General features: G+C 70.4%; 17 protein-coding genes. 6 read left to right on the plus strand and 11 right to left on the minus strand.

Going from position 1 to position 13586, the window contains the following annotated elements; genetic code table 11:
• Nucleotides 1-4: 4 nt before the first annotated feature.
• Genes ispF through ACFO6S_RS08645 form a run of 3 tightly spaced genes read right to left on the minus strand, consistent with a single transcriptional unit; the run spans nt 5 to nt 1765 of the window.
• A complete protein-coding gene (gene ispF, locus ACFO6S_RS08635) occupies nt 5-481 on the minus strand; it encodes a 2-C-methyl-D-erythritol 2,4-cyclodiphosphate synthase (protein ID WP_378415972.1) in 477 nt (158 codons plus the stop codon).
• An 11-nt stretch (nt 482-492) separates the two neighbouring features.
• Nucleotides 493-1263 carry a 2-C-methyl-D-erythritol 4-phosphate cytidylyltransferase gene (ispD, locus tag ACFO6S_RS08640; RefSeq protein WP_378415974.1) on the minus strand — a complete coding sequence of 257 codons (771 nt, stop codon included), beginning with the start codon at nt 1261-1263 and terminating at the stop codon, nt 493-495.
• 13 nt (nt 1264-1276) lie between these two features.
• Nucleotides 1277-1765, minus strand: a complete 489-nt coding sequence (locus ACFO6S_RS08645; RefSeq protein ID WP_378415976.1) for a CarD family transcriptional regulator — start codon at nt 1763-1765, stop codon at nt 1277-1279.
• 274 nt (nt 1766-2039) lie between these two features.
• Here ACFO6S_RS08645 and ACFO6S_RS08650 point away from each other — a divergent pair, with 274 nt between their 5' ends.
• Nucleotides 2040-2654, plus strand: a complete 615-nt coding sequence (locus ACFO6S_RS08650; RefSeq protein ID WP_378415978.1) for a copper chaperone PCu(A)C domain-containing protein — start codon at nt 2040-2042, stop codon at nt 2652-2654.
• A gap of 276 nt (nt 2655-2930) precedes the next feature.
• The gene (gene radA, locus ACFO6S_RS08655) at nt 2931-4361 is read left to right on the plus strand and encodes a DNA repair protein RadA (RefSeq protein WP_378415980.1); all 1431 of its coding nucleotides are present in this window, start codon (nt 2931-2933) and stop codon (nt 4359-4361) included.
• 24 nt (nt 4362-4385) lie between these two features.
• Here radA and ACFO6S_RS08660 read toward each other — a convergent pair whose 3' ends face one another.
• Nucleotides 4386-4955, minus strand: a complete 570-nt coding sequence (locus ACFO6S_RS08660) for a PaaI family thioesterase (RefSeq protein ID WP_378415982.1) — start codon at nt 4953-4955, stop codon at nt 4386-4388.
• Between the two features lie 131 nt (nt 4956-5086).
• Between ACFO6S_RS08660 and disA the strand changes: the two genes are divergently transcribed.
• The gene (gene disA / locus ACFO6S_RS08665; RefSeq protein ID WP_378415984.1) at nt 5087-6166 is read left to right on the plus strand and encodes a DNA integrity scanning diadenylate cyclase DisA; all 1080 of its coding nucleotides are present in this window, start codon (nt 5087-5089) and stop codon (nt 6164-6166) included.
• A gap of 24 nt (nt 6167-6190) precedes the next feature.
• Here disA and ACFO6S_RS08670 read toward each other — a convergent pair whose 3' ends face one another.
• Together ACFO6S_RS08670 and ACFO6S_RS08675 are read right to left on the minus strand one after the other, a co-directional pair.
• Nucleotides 6191-6910 (minus strand): DUF4232 domain-containing protein, encoded by a 720-nt coding sequence (locus tag ACFO6S_RS08670; RefSeq protein WP_378415986.1) that lies wholly within the window; start codon nt 6908-6910, stop codon nt 6191-6193.
• A gap of 123 nt (nt 6911-7033) precedes the next feature.
• The gene (locus ACFO6S_RS08675; protein WP_378415988.1) at nt 7034-7666 is read right to left on the minus strand and encodes a carbonic anhydrase; all 633 of its coding nucleotides are present in this window, start codon (nt 7664-7666) and stop codon (nt 7034-7036) included.
• 79 nt (nt 7667-7745) lie between these two features.
• Here ACFO6S_RS08675 and ACFO6S_RS08680 point away from each other — a divergent pair, with 79 nt between their 5' ends.
• Entirely contained in the window at nt 7746-8615 is an 870-nt protein-coding gene (locus ACFO6S_RS08680) for an HhH-GPD family protein (protein ID WP_378415990.1), read from the plus strand.
• A gap of 34 nt (nt 8616-8649) precedes the next feature.
• Here the strand turns inward: ACFO6S_RS08680 and ACFO6S_RS08685 are convergent, their stop codons facing one another.
• A complete protein-coding gene (locus ACFO6S_RS08685) occupies nt 8650-9018 on the minus strand; it encodes an Imm51 family immunity protein (protein WP_378415992.1) in 369 nt (122 codons plus the stop codon).
• 38 nt (nt 9019-9056) lie between these two features.
• The gene (locus ACFO6S_RS08690; RefSeq protein WP_378415993.1) at nt 9057-9806 is read right to left on the minus strand and encodes an alpha/beta fold hydrolase; all 750 of its coding nucleotides are present in this window, start codon (nt 9804-9806) and stop codon (nt 9057-9059) included.
• Between the two features lie 31 nt (nt 9807-9837).
• Here ACFO6S_RS08690 and mhuD point away from each other — a divergent pair, with 31 nt between their 5' ends.
• Nucleotides 9838-10149: a mycobilin-forming heme oxygenase MhuD gene (mhuD, locus tag ACFO6S_RS08695; protein ID WP_378415995.1), complete on the plus strand. Its 312-nt coding sequence runs from the start codon at nt 9838-9840 to the stop codon at nt 10147-10149.
• A gap of 69 nt (nt 10150-10218) precedes the next feature.
• Nucleotides 10219-10692: a tellurite resistance TerB family protein gene (locus ACFO6S_RS08700; protein WP_465269191.1), complete on the plus strand. Its 474-nt coding sequence runs from the start codon at nt 10219-10221 to the stop codon at nt 10690-10692.
• Between the two features lie 234 nt (nt 10693-10926).
• Here the strand turns inward: ACFO6S_RS08700 and ACFO6S_RS08705 are convergent, their stop codons facing one another.
• The 3 genes from ACFO6S_RS08705 to ACFO6S_RS08715 form a co-directional block, all read right to left on the minus strand.
• Entirely contained in the window at nt 10927-11616 is a 690-nt protein-coding gene (locus ACFO6S_RS08705; RefSeq protein ID WP_378415997.1) for a TerD family protein, read from the minus strand.
• A 43-nt stretch (nt 11617-11659) separates the two neighbouring features.
• Nucleotides 11660-12772 (minus strand): DUF475 domain-containing protein, encoded by a 1113-nt coding sequence (locus ACFO6S_RS08710; protein WP_378416000.1) that lies wholly within the window; start codon nt 12770-12772, stop codon nt 11660-11662.
• Nucleotides 12773-12908: 136 nt separating this feature from the next.
• Nucleotides 12909-13484, minus strand: a complete 576-nt coding sequence (locus tag ACFO6S_RS08715; protein WP_378416002.1) for a TerD family protein — start codon at nt 13482-13484, stop codon at nt 12909-12911.
• Nucleotides 13485-13586: the final 102 nt, after the last annotated feature.

Here is a 13586-nt window from a genome sequence, read left to right on the forward strand (position 1 = left end):
GATCTTACCGGTCCGGAGCAGCGTCTTGTACCAGTGCGGTCGCGATGGCCGCGATGCCCTCCCCGCGCCCGGTCAGCCCGAGTCCGTCGGTGGTGGTCGCCGAGACCGAGACCGGCGCTCCCAGCACACCGGAGAGCACGGCCTGCGCCTCCGCCCGGCGCGGGCCGATCTTGGGCCGGTTCCCGATCACCTGCACGGCGGCGTTGCCGACGACGAGGCCCTGCGCCTCGAGCAGCTGGCGCACCTCGCCGAGCAGCAGCACGCCGCTGGCGCCGTCCCACTCCGGCCGCCCGGTGCCGAACACCGAACCCAGGTCGCCGAGGCCGGAAGCCGACAGCAGCGCGTCGCACAGCGCATGCGCGGCGACGTCGCCGTCGGAGTGTCCGGCGCACCCGTCCTCGTCCTCGAAGAGCAGGCCCGCCACCCAGCAGGGTCGGCCACGCTCGATCGGGTGGACATCGGTACCAATTCCTACTCGCACGCGTCGCGCTCCTAGTCGGTCGAGGTTGCCAGGTCGGTCGAAGTTGCCAGGTCGGTCGAGGCCCTGGGGTCGGCCGCGGGCGCCGAGGTCCACGGGCCCTCGTCGCACAACGCCCGGGCCAGGGCCAGGTCGATCGCAGTGGTGATCTTGAAGGCCAGCGGGTCGCCGGGAATGGTCCGGACCCGGCCGCCGAGTCGCTCGACCAGGCCTGCGTCGTCGGTGGCCACGGACTCGGCCGCGGCGTAGGCCCGGCGCAGCACCGAGGCGGAGAAGCCCTGCGGGGTCTGCACGGCCCGCAGCTCGGCCCGTTCCGGGGTGCCGGTGACCACGCCGTGCGCGTCCACCGTCTTGATCGTGTCCGCGACCGGGAGCACCGGAACCACCGCATCGGTGCCGGCCCGGAGCTCGGCCACCACCCGGGCGACCAGGTCGGGCGGTGTGAGCGCGCGAGCGGCGTCGTGCACCAACAGCAGGTCCGCGTCGGGCGCGGCGGCCAGTCCGGCCCGCACCGAGTCGGTCCGCTCCGCGCCGCCCGCGACCACGTCGACGCCGTCGGGCAGTTCGGTGCGCACCTCGGCGACCCGGTCGGCTGGGACGATCACCACCACCCGGTCCACGACGCCGGACGCCAACAGCCCGTCCACCGACAGCCGGAGCAGGGTCTCGCCGCGCAGCGTCACGAACGCCTTGGGGATTCCGGCGCCCAGCCGGACCCCCTGACCGGCGGCCGGTACCAACGCAACGACCCGGCCGACGTGATCCACGTCGGCCGGGTCAGTCACAGTGCGCACAGTCCTACGAGGCAGCTGCGAGAACCTCGTCGAGAATGATGTCGGCCTTGGCCTCGTCAGTCCCCTCGGCGAGCGCGAGCTCACCGACCAGGATCTGCCGGGCCTTGGCGAGCATCCGCTTCTCACCCGCGGAGAGTCCGCGATCCTGCTCCCGACGCCACAGGTCGCGCACTACCTCCGCGACCTTGTTCACGTCACCGGAGGCAAGCTTCTCCAGGTTGGCCTTGTAGCGGCGCGACCAGTTGGTCGGCTCCTCGGTGTGCGGCGCCCGGAGCACCTGGAACACCTTGTCCAGGCCCTCCTGGCCCACGACGTCACGAACGCCTACGTACTCGGCGTTGTCTGCGGGAACCCGAACAGTGAGGTCGCCCTGGGCGACCTTCAGAACGAGATACTCCTTCTCGACACCCTTGATGGTGCGGGTTTCGATCGCCTCGATCAGCGCCGCTCCGTGGTGGGGGTATACGACGGTTTCTCCGACCTTAAAAATCATCTGTCCCGTGCCCCTTTCGATCTGCCCAGTTTATCACGGGTTCTCGCCATCCTGATTCCAACTGCGCTGGTCAGGGGCACAGTACGTGATCCGGAGGGCTTGACAGGGGGGCTCGGACGTGCACGGGGAGGCCTTAAACAGACCGTGCGGCCTCGGGATTCGGCTCACCGCGACGCGCCGGAACCGTCCGATTGGGCACCCCGCGACACGGTGTGGGAGCTTCACTACTACGCTACCTAGTGGAGCTACGACCCGACGCCGTGGAGGACAACCCGTGACAGCCCTGAATGCGCCGACTCGACGAGTCGCGACCGCAGTTGCCCTGGCCGCAGCCGCGGCAATCTCGCTGTCCGCCTGCAGCGCGGGCCAGATTTCGCAGACCGCGACCCAGGTCGCCGCTGTGAATGGAAACTACGCGAACCAGGGCGACGTCGCCCTGCGCAACGTGCACATCCTGTACCCGAACAGCGACGAGTTCAGCCTCGAGCCGGGCGGCACCGTTGCACTGGCGTTCACCGCGGTGAACGAGAACCTCTCCGAGCCTGAGCGACTCGGCCGGATCAGCACCGACTTCGCCAAGTCCGTCACCATCGCGGGCGAGGCCGGCGGCCGGGTCATCGACCCGGGCACCTCCCTCGGTGCCGGCGTGCGCGCGGCCACCGTCCTCGACGATCCCGAGGACCCCACGCAGCTGGTCCTGGTGACGCTCGACGACATCAGCGAGGGCGTGCGGCCCGGACTGACCATCCCCGTCACCTTCACCTTCGCGCGGGCCGGCGACATCACCGTCCAGGTCCCGGTCGACGCCGGGCCGCTCACCGAGCGCCACGAGTCGGACATGTCCGGCAACGCCGATGCCGAGCACCTGGACAGCGGCGGCGGACACTGACCGTTCGCACGGTTCACCTCCCGATCTGAGAGAACGGCCCCCGACGGCGACGTCGGGGGCCGTTCTCGTTCCGGCACGGCCCGAGACGGGCAGAACTCGGCCGCGCAACGAACGCGCCGACGAACGCGAAAACTCGTTCGATCCCCGGCGTGTCGCCCGCGCGTGGGCCGCGAATCGCCGGGCGGACCGGAGGCAGGCATCACCGCGTCCCCGGCCCCGGTCCGGTCGGCGGCCACGCCGGGTCGACCTGTCGGACCCGCCACCTAGGCTGCCGTGGTGGCCAAACCAAAGTCGAACTTCCGGTGCACGTCCTGCCAGCACACGATGCCCAAATGGGTCGGCCGCTGCCCGGACTGCGGCGCCTGGGGATCGGTCGAGGAGGCCCCGGCGCTCGCCGCCGCGGTGACCGGCCGACCCGGCGCCACCGCCGCTCGCGGTGGCGCCGCGCTGGTGCCCAACTCCCCCGCGATGCCCATCTCGGAGATCAGCGGCACCTCGAGCCTGGCCAAGCCGACCGGCGTCGAGGAACTGGACCGGGTGCTCGGCGGCGGCCTGGTGCCCGGATCGGTGGTGCTGCTCGCCGGCGAGCCCGGCGTCGGAAAGTCGACCCTGCTGCTCGAGGTGGTGCACCGCTGGGCCCGACGCGACCCGCAGGACCGCGCGCTGTACGTGACCGGCGAGGAGTCGGCCGGACAGGTCCGGCTGCGGGCCGACCGCACCGGCGCCGTGCACGAACGGGTCTTCCTGGCGGCGGAGTCCGACCTCGCGACGGTGTTCGGCCACGTCGAGCAGGTGCGTCCCACCCTGCTGATCGTCGACTCGGTGCAGACCATGCTGGCCGCCGACGTCGAGGGCGTCACCGGCGGCGTCACCCAGGTCCGCGCCATCACCAGCGCGCTGACCTCGTTGGCCAAGACCACCGGCATCCCGGTGCTGCTGATCGGGCACGTCACCAAGGACGGCGCGGTCGCCGGTCCCCGCTCGCTCGAGCACCTGGTGGACGTGGTGCTGCACTTCGAGGGCGACAAGCACTCCACCCTGCGGATGGTCCGCGGGGTCAAGAACCGGTTCGGCGCCGCCGACGAGGTGGGCTGCTTCGAACTCCGCGAGGACGGCATCGTGTGCGTCAGCGACCCGTCCGGGCTGTTCCTGCACCACCGCGACGACGCCGTCGCGGGCACCGCGGTCACCGTCACGATGGACGGCAAGCGGCCGCTGCTGGGCGAGGTCCAGGCCCTGGTCGCGCACACCACCATGCCGTCGCCGCGCCGCGCGGTCAGCGGCATGGACTCCGCCCGCGTCGCGATGGTGCTCGCGGTCCTCGAGCGACGGTTCGGGATCAAGGTGTCCGACAAGGAGGTGTACGCGGCCACCGTCGGCGGCATGCGGGTGACCGAACCCTCCGCGGACCTGGCCCTGGCCCTGGCCGTGGCGTCGGCCTTCCGGGACGTGGCGCTGCCGACCGGGCTGGTGGTGCTCGGCGAGGTCGGGCTGGCCGGCGAGGTGCGGCGCGTCACCGGCGTCGGCCGTCGGCTGGCCGAGGCCAAGCGGCTCGGGTTCACCCACGCGGTGGTGCCGCGCGACTCCGGCGACGCGCCGCCGGGGTTCAGGTCCGTCGAGGTCGGCAGCCTCGGCGAGGCACTGCGCGTGCTGGACGGGCTGCCGGCGGCCCCGGCCCCGCGCCCGCGGCTGCGCCCGGTGACCTGAGGGCTGCCCGGCCGCCCGGCGGTGCTAGATCGAGGAGGTGCCGAACGACGTGCCGAAGGGCGACTCGGGCACGCCGTCGACGACGTCCGCCATCGGGGTGAAGTGCTCCGCGGTGATCGTCAGGAACAGCCCGCGGGAGGTGGCCACGACCGCGTCGCCTGCGGCCGCGCCCTCCACGATGCGCGCCTCGGCGCTGGTGTAGACCTTGCGCCGGACCATGCCCTCGATCCGGGCCCGGAACTCGAGCACCGAGCCCAGCGGGACCGGGCGGGCGAAGTCGATCTCGAGGTGCCCGGTCACCACCGGACCGCCGAGGACCATGCAGGCCATCCCCTGCACCTCGTCGAACGCCACCGAGAGGATGCCGCCGTGGATGACGCCGGGGCCGCCCTGGTAGCGCGGGGCCACCGTCAGGCGCCCGCTGACCTCGAGGCCCTCACCGGCGTTGAAGGTCATCGCCATCCCGGCGGGCTGGTCGTCGCCGCACCCGAAGCACTTCGACCAGTGCTGCGGCAACGCGCCACCGGGCTCCGGGAAGAAGTCCGGGCGGACGGGGAGGGTCAGATCATCGGGCAAGGTCCAGGTACTGCTCATGGATAGGTAATCTAATCCGGGGAGTTGCGTTCGGGGTGACCGGCTCCCACGTACCGATAAACGGAACCGTGATCACGGAACCGTGCCAGTTGACGGCCCGCGCGATTTCAGCGAGGCACTAGGGGGACGGGTTGGAGAACACGACGGCCACGCTCCGCGAGACGATCTCCCGGTTGGCTCCGGGGACCGAGTTGCGCGACGGCCTGGAGCGGATTCTGCGCGGCCGTACCGGCGCGCTCATCGTGCTCGGCTACGACGAGGAGATCGAGGGGCTCTGCGACGGCGGCTTCGAACTGGACGTCGAGTTCGCGCCGACCCGGCTCCGTGAGCTGTCCAAGATGGACGGCGCCGTGGTGCTCTCCTCGGACGGCACCCGGATCGTCCGCGCGAACGTCCAACTGGTCCCCGACTACACGATCCCGACCGTCGAGTCCGGCACCCGGCACCGCGCGGCCGAGCGGACCGCCATCCAGACCGGCTGCCCCGTCGTCTCGGTGAGCCAGTCGATGAGCATCGTCAGCGTCTACGTCGGCGGCGTCCGGCACGTGCTGGAGGGTTCCGCGACCATCCTGTCCCGCGCGAACCAGGCGGTCGCCACGCTGGAGCGCTACAAGTCGCGGCTCACCGAGGTCACCAATGCGCTCTCGTTGGTCGAGATCGAGGACTTCGTCACGCTGCGCGACGCGCTGACCGTGGTGCAGCGGCTGGAGATGGTTCGCCGGGTGTCGGTGGAGATCGAACGGGACATGCTCGAACTGGGTACCGACGGTCGCCAGCTGGCACTGCAGCTCGAGGAGCTGGTCGGCGACAACGACGTGGCGCGGCAACTGGTGGTCCGCGACTACCTCGCCGGCCCCGGCCAGCCCCCGTCCGACGCGGTCGAACGCGTGCTGGCGTCGCTGGACAAGCTCACCGACGCGGACCTGCTGGACCTGACCACGCTGGCCCGAGCCTTCGGCTACCCCGGCACGATCGAGTCCCTCGACGCCCCGATGAGCCCGCGCGGATACCGGGTGCTGGCGCGGGTGCCGCGGTTGCAGTTCCACCAGGTGCACCGGCTGGTCGGCGCGTTCGGCACGTTGCAGGGCCTGCTCGCGGCCACCGCCGCCGACCTGCAGTCCGTGGAGGGCATCGGCGGGCTCTGGGCACGTCACATCCGGGAGGGTCTCTCCCGGCTCGCCGAGGCGTCCATCACCGGCCGCTACGACTAGCCGGGACGGGTCCCGGCCGACCGGTCAGCTGATGTTGAACGGCTCCGGGGTGCTGCGCAGTGCGCCGAGCTGACCGACCACCGTGTAGGCGCCGGCGCCGACCGGGTTCCGGGCCGCCTCGCAACCGGGCTCGGAGGTCGCGCCCGACCACTTGACCGCGAACGCCGCCTGCTCGCCCGGCTTGAGGGTGCGCACGTCCGGGGTGGTGTTGGGGAAGCAGTCGGCGTTGGACCACAGCCGGTGCTGCCCGTCGAGGCTGTAGACGAGCACCTGCTGCATGCCCGCGCCGAGGTCGCGCTCGCACGGCTCGTTGCCGATGTTGGTGACGACGACGCCGAAGGCGGGGTCCTGCCCGGCCTGGTAGTTCGCCTCGTCCGAGCTGGCCTTGATCGCCAGCGACTTGTCGGCGCACTGCCCGGCGGCCACCGGCGCGGCCGACCCGGTGGCCGACGTCGTTCCCGAGGCCGACCCGGACGCAGACCCGGATGCCGAGGAGGACGACGAGTCGTCGCTCGAGTCGGCGTCCTCGGATGCGGTGGCTGAGGTGCTCGACCCTGCCGACGCCGACGAGGACGCCAGGGCCGAACTCGACGCCACCGCCTCGGCGGACGGCGCCTCGTCCCCGCCGCGGAGGGCGGACACTATCCACAGCAACAGCAGCAGCGCGACCACTCCGACGCCGATCGCGAGGAGGCGTCGGCGCCAGTAGATCTCAGGGGGCAGCGGCCCGGATGGTTCCAACACAGTGACCAAGGTATTCGCCCGGGCCCCGGTGGTGTTCGAGCAGGGTCGGCGTGTCGCCCGCGCCGGCGTCGAATCCCCCGCGAAAAAAGTGCGGAGAACCTCCTCGCCGGCCCGGGCGGGCGGTCACTCCTGGTTGGATTCCTCGCCGACGTCGCCCACCACGCCGCGCAGCTTCACACCGCCGTTGGCCAGCGTGTAGGTGACGCCGACGATGGCGCAGGTGCCGTTCTCGACCCGCTCGGCGATGATCCGCGACCGCTGCATTAGCAGGCTGCCGGTCTCGAGGACGTGCCTGCCCTCCAGCTCGTCGACGGTGCTGAGCCCCTCGTTGCGGCCCATCAGGATGGACGGCGCGACCCGCTCGACGATGCTCCGGATGAAGCCGCCGGGCACCTCACCGCGATCGAGCGCGTTGATGGTGGCCGCGACCGCGCCGCAGCTGTCGTGGCCGAGGACCACGATGAGCGGCACGTTGAGGATGTCGACGGCGTACTCGATGGACCCGAGCACCGAGCTGTCGATGACGTGACCGGCGGTGCGGACCACGAACATGTCCCCGAGGCCCTGATCGAAGATGATCTCCGCGGCCACGCGGGAATCGCCGCAGCCGAAGAGCACCGCGGTCGGGTGCTGTCCGGCGACGAGCTTGGCCCGGTCGGCGACGCCCTGGCTGGGGTGCAGCGAGGTGCCTTCCACGAAGCGGTCGTTACCCTGCTTCAGTGCCTTCCAGGCGGAAATGGGGTTCGAATTCGGCATGCCGCCCATTGTGCACCCGGCCACATTTCCCAGTTGCGCCCGACCTGGCAGAACCCCCGACGAAGGACGTGAAGATCCGGTGAATTCCTCCGCACTGATCCGCTGGTTCGAGCGGGAGGCGCGCGCCCTGCCGTGGCGCCGGGAGGACGTCACGGCCTGGCAGATCCTGATGAGCGAGATCATGCTGCAGCAGACGCCGGTGGCCCGGGTGGCGCCGGTGTGGGAACAGTGGGTGCAGCGCTGGCCGGTGCCGTCGGCGATGGCGGCGTCGAGCCAGGCCGAGGTGCTGCGGGCGTGGGGCAAGCTCGGCTACCCCCGCCGGGCACTGCGGTTGCACGAATGCGCACGGGTGCTCGCCGCCGAGCACGGCGACTCGGTGCCGACGGACGTCGACGTCCTGCTCGGTCTGCCCGGCATCGGCGCGTACACCGCGCGGGCCGTGGCCTGCTTCGCGTACGGACAGCGGGTTCCCGTGGTGGACATCAATGTCCGACGCGTGATCGCACGGTCGGTGCACGGCACCGCCGAGCCGGGCAACCCGTCGACCACCCGAGACCTCGCCGACGCCGAGCAGTTGCTGCCCCGCACCCGGGCGCGGGCGGCGGTGTTCTCCGCCGCCCTGATGGAGCTCGGCGCGACCGTGTGCACGGCGCGGACTCCCGACTGCGCGCGGTGCCCGCTCGACGACTGCGCCTGGGTGCTGGCCGGCCGGCCCGAACACGCCGGGCCGCCGCGCAAGGTGCAGAAGTTCGTCGGCACCGACCGTCAGGTCCGCGGGCGCCTGATGGACGTGCTGCGCGAGAGCCGCGGTCCGGTGGAACGCGTACGGCTGGACCAGGTTTGGCTCACCGACACCGGACAGCGGGACCGGGCGCTGCACTCCCTGCTCGTGGACGGGCTGGTCGAGCAGACCGAGGACGGGCTGTTCGCGCTGGCCGGCGAGGGCTGACCCGCCGGGTGTCGCGTCGCGCCCGGCAACCGGACTAGTCGTCGTCGAGGCCGAGCTCGACGGCCCGAGCGAGGGCGGAGTCGAGCGCGTCGGCGTCGAGAACCAGGGTCCGCAGGGCAGTCGCGGCGACGTGCAGCGCGTCGAGGTCGTCGCCGTAGACACTGACCATGCCTGCCTCCGGGTCGAACCCGACCGCACCGAGCGCCGACGGGGCCCGGTCGGTGAGCACGGCGCGAAGCGCGCCGGTGAAGTCGTATCCGGAACCCTCGATCCCGTGAGCCTCCAACGCCGACCGGTGCTGGTGGTACTCCGGGCCGCCGGGCGAATAGATGATGCTGGAACTGCGGCCGCCGGTCACGAGGCGGATCGGTTCGAGGGCGTCGAAGTCGTCAGGAGTTGCCATGCCGAGACCGTATCGAGGGCGACCGACACGGCCACGTCCTAGTTGCGGAGACCGGCGAGGAACGACTCGACCGCCGCCCGGTATTCCGCCGGTCGATCGTCGTGGACCAGGTGGCCGGCCCCCTCGATCAGCTCGTACCGGGTCTCGGCTCCTCTTGCCGTGGAGGCCATCTCACGGATCTGACCGGGTGGCGTGATGGTGAACTCGCCCTCCAGCAGCAGCGCCGGTGCGCGGACCGCCGACCACTGCGTCCAGAAGTCGCGGGTGCCCCACTCCTCGGAGATCTGCCGCCACACCGGCACCTCGCCGTGCAGGTACCAGCCGTCGTCACGCTGGACGAACGAGTCCATGAAGTACTGCGCCGCAACGGGTCCGAAGTAGTCGACCATGTGCTCGGCGTCCCGGAACGGCTGCGGCCACGAGCCGATCAGCGCGGCCCAGTCGTCCGCGGTGCGGCCCTGGAAGTCGGGCGCCATGTCCTCGACCACCAGCGCCCGCACCCGCTCCGGGTACGCGGCCGCGAAGCACCAGCCGTGCAGCCCACCCATCGAGTGCCCGATCACGACCATCGGTTCGGCGATCGACGCCGTCGCCTCGGCCAGGTCCTCGACAAAGGCCTCGGTGCTGAACGTGGCGGGCGCGGGCCGTCCGTGACCGGCCGCGTCGAAGGTGCGGACGTGCCCGAACTCGCGCAGCCACGGCACCTGTCGACGCCAGGTACGGGCGCTGCCCATCAGCCCGTGGAGCAACAGGATTGGCACGCCGGATCCACCCTCGTCATGAAGCACGGGTCCAAGGTATCGGAGTACGCTCGCCGCCATGTCTGTGGTGAAGATCAATGCAATCGAGGTCCCCGAGGGCGCAGGCCCCGAGCTGGAGAAGCGCTTCGCGAGCCGCGCACACGCGGTGGAGAACTCCCCCGGATTCCTCGGCTTCCAGCTGCTGCGCCCCGTCAAGGGCGACGACCGCTACTTCGTGGTCACCCAGTGGGACTCCGAGGAGTCGTTCCAGGCCTGGGCACAGGGTCCCGCGCGGGCCGCGCATGCCGGCGAGCGCGCCAAGCCGGTCGCGACCGGTGCCTCGCTGCTCGAGTTCGAGGTGGTCCTCGACGTGGCGGCCAAGGGCGCCTGACCTGCACCGGCGACGGCTCCCACCCGATTCCGATACGCTTTCAGCCATAAGGGTTTACGAACCGTTGGTATGAGCTTGAGGAGTTTCATGGGGTTCTGGGATCAGCTCAAGGCCAAGACGCAAGAGCTGAACGGGCAGTTGCAGACGAAGACCGCCCAGTTCAAGAACAAGGAGTTCGCGAACGGCTCGATGGCGATGTGCGCGCTGATCGCGGCCGCCGACGGCCGGATCGACCCGACCGAGCGTCAGAAGACCGCCGCGCTGATCATGAGCAACGAGGCGCTCAAGGTGTTCACGCCGGACGAGCTGCGGGAGAAGTTCGACTGGTACTGCGACAAGCTGGCGGGCGACTTCGACTTCGGCAAGGTCGAGGCGACCGCGACGGTCGGGAAGCTGAAGTCCAAGCCGGAGCAGGCCCGGGCGGTCATCCAGATCGGCATCATCATCGGCGGCGCCGACGGCAACTTCGACCAGCACGAGAAGAACGCGGTCAAGGAAGCGTGCTTCGCGGTGGGCATCGACCCCGCCGAGTTCGACCTCTAGACCTCCCCCCGACGGCGCGCGACCCCTCACCGGGCGCGCGCCGTCGGCGTCGGCAGGCGCCCGCCCGCCGCCCGCCGCCCGCCCATCGAATGAACGGACCGTTCACTCGATTGGATCGAATGAACGATTCCGTTCATTCGATGGCGGTGCGGGCGAAAGCGGATGAAAGCGGGCGAAGAGCGGACGACAGCGGCGCCCGGGACCGAGGTCCCGGGCGCCGCTGTCGCTACTCGACTACTTGCTGCCGGCCTGCCAGCGCATGCCCCACCCGTAGGCGGCGTCGAGATCGGCCTGGCTGCCGCTGATGTACTGGACCAGACGGTTGACGGTGACGTCCCGGCCCGTGCTCTCCAGCATCGCGATCGCGCAGATCCGGGCGCCGTCGACGGCCGAGTCCAGGCGAACCTCCACCTCGGGACCGCTGGTCGGGTACATGGTCACGACGCCGTCCACCGCCGCCCAGTTCGCGGCGCCCTGGTAGATCATCGCGAAGATCAGGACGCGCTTGAACATCTCCGGGCGGTCGAGGTTGACGTGCATGTTCTCGCCGCCGGTCACCGAACCGGTCCGGTCGTCCCCGTCGAGCTGAACGAAGGGAGCCGTGTTCAGCGCGCCGAAGCTGTTCCCCAGCGCCTGGATGACGCCCTTCGATCCGTCCGCCAGCTCGTAGAGGCAGCCGAGGTCGAGGTCGATGCCGCCGGGGCCGGCCAGCTTCGCGAAGAAGCCCTTCTTCTTCGGCTGCTCCTGAGACCAGTTCAGGTTCACCCGCATGGCGCCCTGGCGCTCGCCGGACTTGGTCAGGCTGACGCTGGGCGCGCTCTTGGTCAGGGTGATCTTGCTCAGGTTGACGCCGCCACCCTGGGCGGCGGCCGCCGGCTCGCCTGCCGGGGGCGTACTGGGGCGACGGGTGTAGTCGATTGCCATGTCGTGTCCTTTCGAGTGGGTGTGACCGGTCGAGTGGTGGCAACTAGCCGACGTGCGCGGGGGTGGCTTCCTCGACCAGCGCGTCGCCGTCGCCCGCCTTGCGGTTCCTGACGACGCTGGAGATGAACGCGGCACCGATCAGGGCGATGCCGACCAGGCCGGTGATCAGCTCGTTGACGTGCACACCGATCGAGACCAGCAGGATCGCCGCGAGGGCGCCGATGGCCCAGTGCGCGCCGTGCTCGAGGTACACGTACTCCGAGAGCGTGCCCTTGCGGACCAGGAAGACGGTGATCGAGCGGACGAACATGGCGCCGACGAAGCCCAGGCCGAGCGCGATGATGATCGGGTCGGAGGTGATCGCGAATGCGCCGATGACGCCGTCGAACGAGAACGACGCGTCCAGGACCTCGAGGTACAGGAACAGGAAGAATCCGGCCTTGCCGGTGGCCTTCGCCAGGTTCGACGGGCCGCCGGACGGCTCCTCGCCCTCCTCCGGGAGGTTGAACAGCTCGCCGAGGCCGTTGACCGCGATGTAGAGGATCAGGCCCGCGACGCCTGCGACCATCACGGTCGCGCGGTTCTCGTCGTCGGCGAGGAAGCCTGCGGTGACCAGCAGCAGGGCGCCCGCGACGACGACCTCGAGCTGGTCCAGCTTGCCGATCCTGGCCAGCGGCCGTTCGATCCAGCCGAGCCAGGTGATCTCGCGCGAGGAGAAGATGAAGTTCAGGAACAGCATCAGCAGGAACATGCCGCCGAACGCGGCGATCTGCGGATGCGCGTCGGTCAGGATGGTCTCGTAGCTGGGACTGCCGTCGGGGAAGGCCGCGGCGCCGTCCGCGGGCGGGTTGAGCGCCAGGTTCATCGCCTCGACGGGGCCGAGACCGGCCGCCACCCACACGATGACCAGCGGGAACACCAGCCGCATGCCGAAGACGGCGATCACGATGCCGATGGTGAGGAAGATCTTCTGCCAGAACTCGCTCATCCGCTGCAGCACCGTGGCATTGATCACGGCGTTGTCGAAGGAGAGCGAGATCTCGAGGATGGACAGGATCGCGACGAGGAAGACGGCCTCCGGGCCGCCGTACACGGCCGCGATGATGAGGGCGAGCACGGTGACGAAGAACGAGACACCGAAGATGCGCAGAACCACGAAGCGTGGCCTTTCTGTGAGGGCAATGCAGGGTGGCTGCTGCAGCAGGTGGTTGCCACCGTCGTAGAGAGCAACGGACCGGGGCGGGGCATGCGGAACGCGCGCCCCACCCCGGTCCGCCGGGTGTGGAAGCTCTCTAGACGTTCACGCCGTAGTCGCGGGCGATGCCCGACAGTCCCGAGGCGTAGCCCTGGCCGACGGCCCGGAACTTCCACTCCGCGCCGTGCCGGTAGAGCTCGCCGAAGACCATTGCGGTCTCGGTGGAGGCGTCCTCGGAGAGGTCGTAGCGGGCGAGCTCCGTGCCGTTCGCGCGATCGACAACGCGGATGAAGGCGTTGCGGACCTGGCCGAACGACTGCGAGCGGGTCTCCGCGTCGTAGATCGAGACGGGGAAGAAGATGCTCTCGATGTTGGCCGGGACCGCGGCGAGGTCGACGGCGATGACCTCGTCGTCGCCGTCGCCGGCACCGGTCGTGTTGTCGCCGAGGTGCTCGATCGAGCCGTCCGGCGTCTTCATGTTGTTGAAGAACACGAAGTGCTGGTCGGAGACGACCTTCTTGTCGGCGCCTGCCGCGATCGCGCTGGCGTCGAGGTCGAACTCGGCACCCGTGGTGCTGCGGACGTCCCATCCGAGACCGACCGCGACCGCGGTGAGATTCGGCGCTTCCTTCGTGAGGGAAACGTTGCCGCCCTTGGTCAAGCTGACGCCCATGCGGGGTCCTTTCATGTGGAGGTAGCCGGACACCAGGCACAACGCCCGTCGGTGTCCGAAATGCCGTCGACCGCCGGACCGCGAAAAGCCGAGCCCAGCGCC

It is taken from the genome of Rhodococcus kronopolitis, assembly GCF_042654025.1.
In the GTDB taxonomy this organism is placed as follows: Bacteria; Actinomycetota; Actinomycetes; order Mycobacteriales; family Mycobacteriaceae; genus Rhodococcus_G; species Rhodococcus_G kronopolitis.